Genomic DNA, 12,041 nt, shown 5'->3' on the forward strand with positions numbered 1-12,041 from the left:
TTAAGCCGGGTCGGCGCTCTTAGAGGAACCTTGTGCGTACGGGTTCGCGAGCATCGCTCCGGGCATTTTTACTCGAGCAGATTGCGGTACTGAGGACACCGGTCGCCGACGGCTGCAGCGATAAGCGACAAAGCCTGGGCGTTGCTGAGGTCTCCCTTGAGTGTCAGGAGGGCAAGACCTGCAACAAGCCGGTCCTGCGATCCCTCGGCCGCCTCGGCCACGTCACACAGACGATCCAGCATCACGTCCGCTTCGGCGTCAGACATGTCGGGATAGACGCTCTGAACCGCGGTCACGGCCGCGCTCGTATCGGCTGACGCGCTGGCCTGAGGGTTGCCGACCAGAAGCTTCCACCCCACGCCCGCGTCCGCGACCTCACGAAGGAGCTCCCAAACGGCGAACGCGCGACGACCCGTCATGAGTTCAAGGCTCCCATCGCCAAAGAGTCGACGAGGTGTCCCCCAACCGGCCATCCGGTGCGTCTTACCGCGCCATCGTCGTGCAGCCGGGCCGACGGCGACGCGAGCAGGCAGCGCCGGGGATCAAAGCCACCGGCGCCGCCGTATGGGTCAACTGACTTGTGCGCCCCAGCTGGTGTCCTGGTTGTGGAAGCGGTCCCAGTTGTCGCAGCCCACCATTGAGTACGTGTTCGTGTTTGTCTGCCAGACCCACGAGCTATACCTCGTGTACTGCGTCACGTAGCCGTACGGGTCCGTGCGATCACAGGTGATGTAGAGCCGGTAGTACGAGCCTGCAGCGGCCGTTCCACACTTGCCTCGCACGTTCGAGGTGCCCTGGATGTAGAGCACGCTGACGCTGCAGCCCGACGGGACGGAGCCAGCGAACGCGGGCGCCGCGCCGGCCGCCGCTGCCCCAACGCCGATCATCGACGCCGCTATGGCCTGAACGATCCTCTTCTTCATCACGTTCTCCCTCTAGAGACGCCTGCGGCGGCCGAGAAAGGATGCCCCAGACTGAGCTCGACAGTGAGCCGTACCGCGGACACTAGGGCGCGCGTGAGCCCTCGGCCTGAGCACCAGCGCTCTGGCTAGCTGGCGGCCGAACGCGATGTCTCCGACAGAGCCATCGGTCGGCGGCTCCGCGGCCACAGCTGGCAGTCAGTGCGGTACGCGCACTGGCAACTGAGGGCCGAACAAGCGAGAGTGCTTGCCCACTTCGATCCTGGCGGTCATATCCATGTGTGCGCCCGTCACCGCCACGAACCGGCGCGCACAGGGATTCAACGTCCCCTGCTGCCGCGATGCGATGGTCACGCCATGACCGCGCGAGGCGCGTCCTTCCGCCGCGAGCAGGGCACCGGGCCTCGAGGCTGCTGCGCCGCTACCCCAAGGAGCTCGCCGTGTGCTTCCTCGTCACGGTCGGCGGCGCCCTCAGCGACCGGGTCGGGCGCACGCGTGACTAGCCGGAGTAGCCCTTGAAGACGTGCACCCCGTCATGGGCGCCGCTGGAGTTGGAGCGGTTGGTGTTGAAGTACAGCCTGCCGCCGCTCGTGCCCACGCTCTCGATCTCGAACTTCGAGTAGACCGACGACGTGATCCGGAACGAGAGGGTGCTCGTCGAGGTCAGCGTGCCGCGGATCGCTGTCGTGATGCCTCGGTAGACGAGGACGATGCTGCGGTTGTCCTTGGTCAGCGGGTAGTAGAGGAGCTTGGTCGAGGCGTCGTAGAAGAAGCCCTGGTTGGTGAAGGTCGTCAGGTCCGAGACGGTCTTGCCGTTGACGAGCGCACCAGCGACCTTGAGGTCGAAGGCCTTGGAGAGGTTGACAGTGCCGGTGTTGGCCCGCAGCGGGATGCTGCCGTTGTAGACCGCGGCGCCGGACTTGAAGAAGAACTTGAGCGTGGTGCTCGAGACCGACACCCGGCTGATCCCGGACACCGTCTTGGTGACCCCGCCGAGCTTCACGGCGTACGAGCCCACCTTGTAGTAGGTCGTGCCGTCGTAGCGCAGCTTGACGAGCTGGGCCCCGCTGCTCTTCATCGTCACGACGAACAGGTGGTGCCGGCCGTCGATGTCGCTGATCGTCATGTCGTTGGCGTGGCCGAGCCACGTGTTGTACGACCGCTTGTCGGTGCCGTTGGTCATGAGCTCGCGCTTGCCGGTGCTCTTGTTGACCCGGTAGATGACAGCCCTCGAGTCGTCGCCCTTAGTCTTGACGACGTAGAGGTAGGTCGCACCGGCCGCGAAGCCCTGGGCTGCCGTGCAGCTGTTGGAGTCCGGCGTCGACGCGATGTCGGAGTACTCGTTGTAGTAGGCCGCCTGGGCCACCGAGCTCGTGCCGAGCAACACCCCGACCACCATCGCGAACAGCACGGTCACGCGCGCAACTGTCTTCATGTCACTCCCCAGTGAACGCGGCGCCTCACGGAGCGGGCGCCGACCCTGCCCGAGGCTAGGCACGGGACCCGACCGGGGCATCAGCCTCCGTACTCAAACCCGCGCTCACCCCTGCAGCTGAGGGGTCACGTCCGGAACGGTGGTGTATGAGCGTGATCCGGCAGCTGTTCGTGACAGTCATGGCGAGATACAGCGGCAGTCCAACCGCCCGCAGGGCAATGAAGGGGCCCCGGATGGTGGGAGGGTCCACGGGTAGCCCGGACGGCTGGAAGCGCGAGGTGCTCACCACGCTGCACGCCATACAGGAGGTTCGGCAGCACTGTGACAGCACCGAATTGCTCACCGTGAGGTACGCACGTAAGGCTGGCCTGTCATGGACCGAGATCGCGGCGGCTCTCGGAGTCACCAGGCAGTCGGCGTGGGAGCGGTTGGCCGCTGTCGGCCGTCGACGCCCGACTGCGCGATCAACCGTTGAGCGAGCTGGACCCCTACTGGCAGGACATCTCCACCTCGTACCTGGAGTACGTCTGACGCAGCTCCAGCAGAGTCTGGGTGCAGCCGCGCCCCATGAAGCTGATTCACTTCGACTTCTGGCGCCGCGAAGAACGCGCCAGCCGGACGTCAACCTTGCGGACGTGAAGCTTGCGAACGCACCGGTGAGTCATTCCGCCGCGACGCGGACGCACCAAGCGATCACCGGACCTAGCCGATGTCCGGACGTTTTGGCGGCGCGATCGGCGTCGACGCAAAGGTCGTCGTATCTCTTCTTGCTAAGCAGCGTCGAAGCTGGCCATCAGTCAGTGGACGGTCTCGTGGTTGTGGCACATCTCGACGAACTTCGCGATGCGCGCGGCCCGGGTCTCTGGCTTCTTCGCCTCGTGGACGCGGTAGAGGATCGCATAGCGGTTGGCGCCCTTGAGTGTTTCGAAGAACGCCTTGGCCTGCGGGTCGGCCGCGAGCGCGGCGGCCAAGTCGTCGGGGACGGTCGCGCTCTTCTGGCCGGCATAGGCCGCCGCCCACCGGCCGTCCGCCTTCGCGGCGTCGACCTGCGCCTGCCCGGCCGGGCGCATGCGACCGGCCTTGATCAGCGCCTCGGCCTTGTCCCGGTTGATCTGCGACCATTTGCTCCGCGGCCCGCGCGGGGTGAAGCGCTGCAACCAATAGGTCTCGTCGTATCCCCGCTTCTGCCCGTCGATCCAGCCGTGGCAGAGGGCGACCTCGAGCGCCTCCGCGTAGCTGACCGTCTCCGCCGCGCCCACCTTCCCGACCTTGAGCCAGAAGCCGCGGGAGTCGGCGTGGTGCTCGGCGAACCAAGCCTCGCAGTGGGGCACAGCAGCGAACGAGATCACCGGCTGGCCGGCCCACTCCTCCGGCGTCTCGTCGGACATACGGCCATCCTGTCATCGCCCGCCGACAGGATGGCCGGCTTCACGGCGAGCAGGTGCGGCAGCTGACCACGTACGCCCATGGAACGGGATGGCATGGCGTTAACCCGGCCGCTCACGCCGCGAGTGGAGCGTCACGGCCTGCGTCACATCGCCGCGTACAGACCGGGGCGCGATGCCGGCCACACGTCTACCGTCGATGCGCTAGAGGTGCCCAGTCACGTCGGCGGCGGACGGGCTTGGGGCGCTCGTCAGGTCGCCGCGAGAGGTGACCTCATGACCAGCTCAACCATGCTTCTGCCGTTCCAGCCTGCGACGATGTCCAAGGCACAGCTCGCGGCGGTGTCGTTCTTGGCACGCTACGCCGGGCACACCCACACCCTCTACGCCTTCCAGCTCCGCCACTGGTTCGCCTGGTGCGAGGCCAACGGGCTCGACCCGCTCCTGGGGATCCAGCGAGCGCACGTCGAGCTGTACATCCGCCAGCTCGGGGACCGCGGCCTGATGGACTCCTCGATTGTCACAATGATGCACGGCGTTCGCGGCTACTTCCGGTTCGCCCACATCGACGGCATCATCCCCTCAGACCCAGCCGTCTACGCGCGGCTGCCGAAGGTCCACCGTGACGAGTCCCGAACGCAGGGGCTGGACCGGCTCGAGCTGATCCGGTTCCTGCAAGTCGCTCAGACGATCACGGTTCACCACGGAGCCTTGGCCTACTTGCTTGGTATCAACGCCCTGCGCGCATCTGAGGCAGCGGCCGTGCGGATCGAGGACTATGCCGACACCCTGCGCGGGCACCGAGTCCTGCATCTGGTCGGCAAGGGCAACAAGCCCGCCACCATGCCGGTGACCGTCCCCGTACTCCGTGCGCTCGAGGCGTGCCGCGGCAACCGGAGGAGCGGCCCGTTGGTGCTGCGGCCCGTTTCAGGTAATCCCATCGACCGACGCGACGTGTACCGGATGGTCGCCCGGATCGCGAACATCGCTGGGATAACCGCGGCACATCAGCCCGCACTCACTGCGGCACGCCGCCATCACCAACGCGCTTGACGCCGGCGTTCCGCTCCGCGACGCGCAGATCCTCGCACGGCACGCCGACCCGCGAACCACCGAGCACTACGACCGCGCCCGAGGAAATCTCGACCGCCACGGCGTCCACTTCCTCACCGCATACGTAGCCGGCGTCTGATGAAGCGATCAAGCGCCTGCGAGCGTCTCTCTGCCGCAAGGAATGCAGACGTCGATTGCTGCTCAGGCAGCCTCAACCATCAGCTACCGTACCGCTGACTGTTCCCAGCCCCTCGAGTCACACGTTGTGGTCATCCGACGGGCGCCACGGCTCGTGCTGGTGCGAGAGCGAGACCTCATCGGGGTCGAGTGCGCGGATCAGCCGCTGGCCTTCGGTGCCGGCTTGTCGAGCTCGTCGAAGAACGAGTGCGGAGCGGACATCCACGCTGGGTGGCATGGCCGGTGGCCTTACAAGCATTGAGCCCGACGTCATGGGGCGGACGCACTGAGACTCTGCATTTGGTCGCCCCCGGGTGGCGGGCGACAGGTCGAGGCGTTCTGCACCCTGGGGACGCGCTTTTCTCACCTGGACCGAACCGCAGCCGGTGCCCGACCGCCCAACCGTGCGATGATGCGGGCGCGAATCGGTGCACATGAGCGGAGGCGGCGCGGTCCTCCGGCGAAGGAGAACCATGACGTCAAGCGCGGTCGACGACCCGTCTGGCACGGGTATCGACTCGGCCGTCGACGCGTTCACCGCGGCCCGCCCCCGGCTGTTCGGCATCGCCTACCGCATGCTGGGCAGCGTCGCCGAGGCGGAGGACATCGTGCAGGAAGCGTGGCTGCGCTGGCAGCGGACCGACCGTTCGGTCGTTCACAACCCTGCCGGCTACCTCACGACAGTCACCACCCGCCTCGCCCTCAACACTGCCGACTCGGCACGCGCCCGGCGGGAGCAGTACGTCGGGCCGTGGCTGCCCGAGCCCGTCGACACCAGTGGCGACCCGAGCCTCGGCGCAGAGAAGGCGGAGGCCCTCGAGGCTGCGGTCCTGGTGCTGCTGGAGAAGCTCAGACCCGAGCACCGGGCGGCGTATGTGCTGCGCGAGGCGTTCGACTACTCCTACGACGAGATCGCGGAGATCCTGGCCACCACTCCCACGAACGCCCGTCAGATGGTCAGCCGCGCCAGGAGGCATGTGCAGTCGAGCCGAAAGGAACCCGTCGAACCCGCCGAGCACCGGACGCTGCTCGAGGCCTTCCTCGCTGCTGCGCGAGACGGGAATCTGGAGCGACTGGAGCAGGTGCTCTCCGCCGACGTGGTCAGTACCTCCGACGGAGCGGGCATCGCACCCCGGGCAGCCCGCCGTCCTGTTGCCGGGCGGGACAACGTCGCCCGCTTCGTCGCCGGATGGGCGGACTGGTGGACCGACACCACCCTCACCTGGCTCGAGACGAACGGCCAGGCATCCGTGCTCGTGAAGCGCGGTGATGCGGCACTAGCGCTGCTGAGCATCAGCAGTTCCACGTCCGGCATCGACCAGCTGCTGTGGGTGATGGCGCCCGACAAGCTCACCCACGTACCCGGCTGACGTCTCGCGCACCGCGGACCTTCGACGCACCGTGGACCGTCTGGGGGTTGGTGTCACAACTCCCAGGCCTGTCCGGTCAATGGGGGCAGAGGCGCGCAAGCCTCCTGCCATCACAATCCCAGAAGGGCGTAACTCATGAAGGTCGTCGTCATCGGCGGAACCGGGCTCATCGGATCGAAGCTCATCGAGAAGCTCAGCGCTCACGGCCACGACGCGGTGCCTGCCGCGCCGCAGACCGGCGTCAACACCTTGACCGGGGAAGGTCTGGCCGACGCGCTGACCGGCGCGGACGTCGTCGTAGACGTGTCGAACTCGCCGTCATTCGCCGACGACGACGTCATGCGCTTCTTCGTCACCTCCACCAGCAACCTGCTCGAGGCCGAGCAGAAGGCGGGCGTGAAGCACCACGTCGCGCTCTCGGTCGTCGGCACCGGGACGCTCCCGGAGAGCGGCTATCTTCGCGCGAAGGCGGCCCAGGAGGACCTGATCAAGCAGTCGGGCGTCCCGTACTCCATCATCCGCGCCACCCAGTTCTTCGAGTTCACCAAGGCCATCGCTGACGCGTCCACCATCGACGGCAAGCTCCACCTCGCGCCGGTGCACTACCAGCCGATGGCGTCCGACGATGTCGCGTCCGCCGTCGGACGCGCGGCCGTGGGTGCACCGCTGAACGGCGTGAAGGAGATCGGAGGCCCCGAGAAGGTGAGGATGGACCAGTTCATCCCGGCCGTGCTCGCCCACACCGACGACACCCGGGGCCTGGTCGTCGACGAGCATGCCAGGTACTTCGGGACCGAGCTCGCGAACGACAGCCTGGTGCCCGGTCCTGGTGCCGAGCTCGGCTCGATCTCGTACGAGGTCTGGGCCAAGGAGTCCGCCTGACGTTCGGCCGACTCCTGGGTCGACTCGTGACCCTTGCGACGCTGGGTTCCGCCTTTTGGAGGTGGGACCCAGCGTCTGGTTTCCCGGGGCTGAGTTCGACGAAGTCCTGTCAGGTCGCCGCAACCGTTCTGGGGTCGCAGTGTCACGAATCTGGGTCGTCGTCGGTCATAGGTTCATGACCAACGACCCGAACGGACCCGCGCTCCTCGCCATTGCTGAGGAGGCCCAGGTCGAAATCCTGGCCGCCGAGGCCGTCGCATTGGCCGGTGCGCCTCTCGACGACGCCGCGAGCTCCTTGGCCACGGCCGAGCTCGGTTACTACGAGGCCGAGCTGCGCAGCCTCCGAGATGCGGCCACGAGGCTGGACGCGGCGGAGCACTCACCTGAACGGACCACGCCCTAAATCACCAGCTGCGCTGGCCGTGCTCGTCGCACGGCCAGCGCAGCGAATGGTCGATCGACCCTCGGCACGGTGGCGTTCCGCCGTCGCCGGCTACTGCGTCGTCGCGAGGCTCACGGTCGATCGTCGGCCTGGACGTACTGGAAGGTGGGTCCCGCGGTGAAACCGTCCCCCAACGGCATCTGCAGCAGGGCTTGGGCCTGTGACTTCAGGCCGAACATGGCCCCGGTCGCCCTGCCGAGCATGGATGGTTCACCGTTGAAAGCCTGCTCCAGCATCCAGAGCAGGGTGCAGTATGCGGCGTTGAACGCCTGCTGCGCGTCCCGCACTGGGGTTCCCGCCTCGGAGTCGGCGATCGTGGGGTTCGGCCGCATCGGATGCACCGCGTCCCAGTCGACGCGGACGGCAAGGCCCGTCGGTCCGGACTCGGGGGTGTCGCCCGGCTGGTAGTGCCGACCGAGCTTCAGCTCTTGGAACCGGTAGTAGTGGGCGACCTCGTCGCGATCGGAGTGGAACATCTGCCGGTCGCCATCCCAGACGTCGCGCTGCGCTGCTCCCTCGCCCTGCTCGACGATCTCGTCGAGCGCTTCGAGAGCGGATGCCAGGTCGTGGACGGCGACGATCCGGCCCGACCCGCCATAGGGGTAGGCAGCGGTGATCTGCCGCTGGGGATCGCCCGTGAAGACGGCCCCCTCGCCGAGCTCTGAGCAGAGGTCTCGAAAGCCGTTCTCGATCGCTTGGTAGAACTGCCCGATGGTCTCGTACGCGTCGCCCTCCGGTGCCGCTCCCCGGGCGGAGGGCCGCTCGATCTCGAGGAACATCTCGAGTGCTGGCGCTCCAAAGGGCAGGAGCTCCATCCGGAAGGACTGATCACCGTGCGGAAGGGTGCGCGGGTACCCGGGAAGCAGGTGGGGCGCGTCGAGCACGGGCTTCCCGCCGACGGCGTTGAGGAGGTTGGCCGCGAGCGTGAGGTGCAGCATCTCCTCCACGAAGACGCTCTGAACGACCTCGACTGCCTCCGGGTTCCGAGCCGGGTCGAGGGAGTAGAGCGCGCACAGGTACGGCGGAAGAGTCGAGTGCTCGAGCTCTATCGCCCACTGGAGGTGCGCACGCAGGTCATCGACCGAGTCGATGCGGTGGTTGGGGTCGTTGTTCGCCTGGACGTACTGGATGCTCGTCGTCATGCCGGTCCTTGAGTCGAAGGAAGGAGGGTCAGACCTTCTTGACCGGATCGGGTGCCCTGATGTGACAACCTCGCCCGCGCACCACCGAGATGGGGTCACCGCTGACCATCTTCTTCGTCGGGGCCAGGCGCACTCCGGTCGTCAGGCCGACCAGCGCCGACGCGACGACTGCCACCGAGAGCGCTGCCAGCACAGCCACCGCTCAGGCCGGGAACCGTGCACCGCATCAACTAGGGGACCCGAAGCAGCTCGACCACGACGACGATGACCGCGACCGGAACGGCGACCGACGCGGCCCAGCGCGCTTCGCCTAGACCTCGAGCGCGGCTGGCCATACGCACTCGAGCAGGTCCCGGAGCGTCTGCACGCAGGCCACGTGCTGCTCGAGCAGCTCCTCCCGGCGGGCCCCGAGGTGGCGCAGCCGAGCCCACGCCGCGTTGGCCTCGTCGACCGGCTCCGGCAGGTAGCAGCGCAGCTGCCCGGTCAGCCGGGCGATGAGCACGCGTCCTTGTCGTCGGTCTTGTCCGTGGTGAGGTCCTCGGTCTTGCGCGCCCATGACAAGGCCGCGGGCTGCACGCACACGAACGCCACCCCTCGCTCAGCCGCGAGCTGGGCCAACACTCGCCACCGGTGGCCGGTCGGCTCACACGCAACCGTGACCCCACCGAACCCCTTGGCCCTGGCCCGGTCGGCGGCCCATGGCGAGGGCACGGGTTTTCGACGTGCCGATATCCGAGCGTCCACCTGCCAAGTTCGAAGCTCGTTGCCGGCGACTAGGACGGATCATGCTCGCGGTCGCCTCGCCAGCGCCGATACCGAAGGGTGGCCCAGGCGACCTGCCCGAGAGCTACTGCGAGGACGAGGACGATCCACAGTGCTGGGGTCCCCCCGTCCACCATCGGCTCAGCGAAGACTGCAATGAACACGAGGATCGCCACACAGACAGCCAGAACCGTGCGGGGATCCTCCCTGTCGGTCAACCACCTGACGTCCCGCATGGCCGCGAACCCACCTCCTTGGTGACGCTCACACATGCCGCGTTGTTTCCGACGACGATCGCGCGACCATCCCGCGCCGGTGCCCGCATCAGGACGACGCGCCGAGTCGGTGTCGCACCACCCTCCGGCGCAGGGTGGGCGACGCCTCGACCTCGTAGCCGGCGTCGAGGAAGACCTGGAGCAGCCCGACCGACGCCTCGTCCCAGATCACGGTCTTCCCCGGCGGCGGCTCGGTGGGGTAGCCCTCAAGGACGCGAGCGCCGACCTGCCTGCCGTACTCGACGGTTGCGGCGGCGAGCTCGTACATCAGTCCCTGTCGACGGAAGCCCTTACGCACGACGAAGCAGGTGACCGACCAGACGCCCTCGAAGTCGGGGTCCATCCGCATCCACGACTTCTGCCGGGCCCAGATCCTCGGGTAGTTCTCCCGCGGCTCGACCGCGACCCAGCCGGCCGGCTCGCCGTCGACGTACCCGACGAGGCCGGACGTGGGGCCGCCCGTGCCGCAGCCGGCCTGCTCCAGCAGCGCGGCGTCGCGCTCCTCCTGGGTCGTGTCGCGCCAGATCCAGCCCGGGACCTTGAGCGCCTGGCAGCGGGGCTTGCGGGCGCCGCCGGCGTCGAACACGGCGTCGACGTCCTCGCTCGTCGCGTCGTTGGCCGGTCGCCAGCTGAACTCGGGCACACCGCGAGACTGGTGGCGGGCCGCCGCCAGTAACGCCTTGACTATCAATCCGTGACCTCGTCGATGCGTCACACCGACGTCGGCAGCTGCCATGCGGCGCACATGGTCCTTTCAGGACATCTGCGTCGGTCTATAGCGTGAGGGGATGCTTGACCTGGGCGGCATCGACCTCGACGAGATCACAACTGCGCTCGCGGATCAGACGGACTACGACCACAGATGGCTGCTCGACCCACGAACGGGCGAGGTGGCCTTCTGGACCGGCGACACAGGCATCGACGGCGAGAACCCCGTCAAGATCGACGAGCTGGACCTCATACCCGTCGACCCGATCCCGTCGTACGTCTGGTACCAGGACCGGGCCGACTTCGCCGAGGGCTTCAGCGACGAGGCGGCCGGACGACGTCTGGCCGCCGCACTTCACGGGCGAGGAGCGTGTCGTCGGTTCAAGCACGAGCTCTATGAGGGATTCCCCGAACTGATCTCGTCTTGGCGTGCCCAGCGTGACGTGCGGGCCCAGCGCCGCGCCATCGATTGGCTCCTGGACCAGGGCCTCATAGACGAGAACGCTGCTGAGAAGTTCGCGGCCGACCACCCAGAGCCAGATCTCCCCTGATCCCAAGCATGCGTGACGACAGGTACCTACAGCGCCAGGAGCGGGTGACATCGCCCGAGAGCGAGGCGGCATTCGGACGTTGTCTACCGGATCTGCCACAGAGAGGGCGGATGCGCTCGCCAGGCCATCACCGTGCTGGCGTCGGTCGGTCCTTGATTCCGGGAGGACTCAGCGCCTGAGCGTGAAGGCGAAGTCGCCAGAGCGCTTACCGCCCAGGCGGACCGCCGATATGAGATGTTCCTCGGCGACCAACCTCTCGACCTCGGCCCGCGACAGCCCGAGACCTTCAGCGATCAGTCGCACTGGCCGGACAGGGATCCGCGCCGCGAAACGGACCACGACGTCGAGCGCCACGTTTCCCGGATCATCCGGTCCGCCGGTGTCGAGACGCCAGGCGTCGTCCCAGTCGAGCGCGATGCGGTTACGCCGCCGCACGACCGGATCCTGAAGCAGCTCGTCTGCCAAGCTGGGATCGTTGTGGTGCAGGCGGGCCAGCAGCTCACGCCGTACCGACCGGACATTGATCCGTTCAAACACGGTGAGCTTTGTGGTGTCTCCGCAGACGGTGCAGAGCGCGAGGAGCCAGGCGTCGAGGAGCTTGTGATTCGCGTTGACGCGGAACTTGCCGTTCGCGCGGAACCGCTCGGAACCACACGCATGGCAGCGGCGGACGATGGTGGGCAGGCAGGTGGGCACGACGACCCAGTTCTTGGGCACAGAGATACACCGGTTCCCGTGAGAAGTTCGAAAGCGAAAGGGACGCAGCGCGCATCCGCGCCGCGCGACGAATCAGCGCTCCAGAGGTCTCACAGGATGTGCATCGGCAGGTCCTCGGCGATGGAGATGGGGGACGGCCGCAACGTAACAGCGCGCGAAAGCGCGGCTCTATCGATTTTCCAAAGGGAGAGGACCAGCCGAGCCTTCAACGGGGGCGACAGG

15 protein-coding genes and 1 pseudogene are annotated in these 12,041 nt (G+C 67.3%); 6 read left to right on the forward strand and 10 right to left on the reverse strand.

The window, feature by feature from the left end:
- Nucleotides 1-68 precede the first annotated feature (68 nt).
- Both H9I49_RS02390 and H9I49_RS02395 read right to left on the reverse strand, forming a co-directional pair.
- Nucleotides 69-419 (reverse strand): hypothetical protein, encoded by a 351-nt coding sequence (locus H9I49_RS02390; RefSeq protein WP_188028715.1) that lies wholly within the window; start codon nt 417-419, stop codon nt 69-71.
- Between the two features lie 150 nt (nt 420-569).
- A complete protein-coding gene (locus H9I49_RS02395) occupies nt 570-923 on the reverse strand; it encodes a hypothetical protein (protein WP_188028716.1) in 354 nt (117 codons plus the stop codon).
- Between the two features lie 338 nt (nt 924-1,261).
- Between H9I49_RS02395 and H9I49_RS02400 the strand changes: the two genes are divergently transcribed.
- A complete protein-coding gene (locus tag H9I49_RS02400; RefSeq protein ID WP_188028717.1) occupies nt 1,262-1,423 on the forward strand; it encodes a hypothetical protein in 162 nt (53 codons plus the stop codon).
- On the opposite strand, the gene H9I49_RS02405 is transcribed toward H9I49_RS02400, so the two are convergent.
- Both H9I49_RS02405 and H9I49_RS02410 read right to left on the reverse strand, forming a co-directional pair.
- The gene (locus tag H9I49_RS02405) at nt 1,420-2,337 is read right to left on the reverse strand and encodes a hypothetical protein (RefSeq protein ID WP_223128234.1); all 918 of its coding nucleotides are present in this window, start codon (nt 2,335-2,337) and stop codon (nt 1,420-1,422) included. The genes H9I49_RS02400 and H9I49_RS02405 overlap by 4 nt on opposite strands.
- Nucleotides 2,338-3,152: 815 nt before the next feature.
- The gene (locus tag H9I49_RS02410) at nt 3,153-3,743 is read right to left on the reverse strand and encodes a YdeI family protein (RefSeq protein WP_188028719.1); all 591 of its coding nucleotides are present in this window, start codon (nt 3,741-3,743) and stop codon (nt 3,153-3,155) included.
- A 315-nt stretch (nt 3,744-4,058) separates the two neighbouring features.
- Between H9I49_RS02410 and H9I49_RS02415 the strand changes: the two are divergent.
- The 4 genes and pseudogenes from H9I49_RS02415 to H9I49_RS02435 all read left to right on the forward strand — a co-directional run bounded on the left by H9I49_RS02415 (nt 4,059) and on the right by H9I49_RS02435 (nt 7,625).
- Nucleotides 4,059-4,932, forward strand: a pseudogene (locus tag H9I49_RS02415) (tyrosine-type recombinase/integrase).
- A 511-nt stretch (nt 4,933-5,443) separates the two neighbouring features.
- Nucleotides 5,444-6,340, forward strand: coding sequence for an RNA polymerase sigma factor SigJ (gene sigJ / locus H9I49_RS02425; protein WP_188028721.1), 897 nt, complete (start codon nt 5,444-5,446; stop codon nt 6,338-6,340).
- Nucleotides 6,341-6,475: 135 nt separating this feature from the next.
- A complete protein-coding gene (locus H9I49_RS02430) occupies nt 6,476-7,222 on the forward strand; it encodes an SDR family oxidoreductase (protein WP_188028722.1) in 747 nt (248 codons plus the stop codon).
- 175 nt (nt 7,223-7,397) lie between these two features.
- Complete coding sequence (locus tag H9I49_RS02435) at nt 7,398-7,625, forward strand: hypothetical protein (RefSeq protein WP_188028723.1); 228 nt, start codon at nt 7,398-7,400, stop codon at nt 7,623-7,625.
- Nucleotides 7,626-7,735: 110 nt separating this feature from the next.
- Here H9I49_RS02435 and H9I49_RS02440 read toward each other — a convergent pair whose 3' ends face one another.
- From H9I49_RS02440 to H9I49_RS02460, 5 genes are all read right to left on the reverse strand, one after another.
- Nucleotides 7,736-8,806 carry a ferritin-like protein gene (locus tag H9I49_RS02440; protein ID WP_188028724.1) on the reverse strand — a complete coding sequence of 357 codons (1,071 nt, stop codon included), beginning with the start codon at nt 8,804-8,806 and terminating at the stop codon, nt 7,736-7,738.
- Between the two features lie 28 nt (nt 8,807-8,834).
- Nucleotides 8,835-9,005, reverse strand: a complete 171-nt coding sequence (locus H9I49_RS02445; protein WP_188028725.1) for a hypothetical protein — start codon at nt 9,003-9,005, stop codon at nt 8,835-8,837.
- Between the two features lie 111 nt (nt 9,006-9,116).
- Complete coding sequence (locus H9I49_RS02450; RefSeq protein ID WP_188028726.1) at nt 9,117-9,308, reverse strand: hypothetical protein; 192 nt, start codon at nt 9,306-9,308, stop codon at nt 9,117-9,119.
- Nucleotides 9,290-9,550, reverse strand: coding sequence for a transposase (locus H9I49_RS24290; RefSeq protein ID WP_370587395.1), 261 nt, complete (start codon nt 9,548-9,550; stop codon nt 9,290-9,292). Before H9I49_RS24290 ends, H9I49_RS02450 begins: the two co-directional genes overlap by 19 nt.
- A 342-nt stretch (nt 9,551-9,892) precedes the next feature.
- Nucleotides 9,893-10,486, reverse strand: coding sequence for a GNAT family N-acetyltransferase (locus H9I49_RS02460; protein ID WP_188028728.1), 594 nt, complete (start codon nt 10,484-10,486; stop codon nt 9,893-9,895).
- A gap of 145 nt (nt 10,487-10,631) precedes the next feature.
- Between H9I49_RS02460 and H9I49_RS02465 the strand changes: the two genes are divergently transcribed.
- Nucleotides 10,632-11,102 carry a UPF0158 family protein gene (locus H9I49_RS02465; RefSeq protein ID WP_188028729.1) on the forward strand — a complete coding sequence of 157 codons (471 nt, stop codon included), beginning with the start codon at nt 10,632-10,634 and terminating at the stop codon, nt 11,100-11,102.
- A gap of 168 nt (nt 11,103-11,270) precedes the next feature.
- Here H9I49_RS02465 and H9I49_RS02470 read toward each other — a convergent pair whose 3' ends face one another.
- Complete coding sequence (locus tag H9I49_RS02470; protein ID WP_188028730.1) at nt 11,271-11,819, reverse strand: DUF1062 domain-containing protein; 549 nt, start codon at nt 11,817-11,819, stop codon at nt 11,271-11,273.
- Nucleotides 11,820-12,041: the final 222 nt, after the last annotated feature.

Origin of the sequence: Terrabacter sp. MAHUQ-38 (genome assembly GCF_014518425.1) — a bacterium.
Classification (GTDB): domain Bacteria; phylum Actinomycetota; class Actinomycetes; order Actinomycetales; family Dermatophilaceae; genus Terrabacter.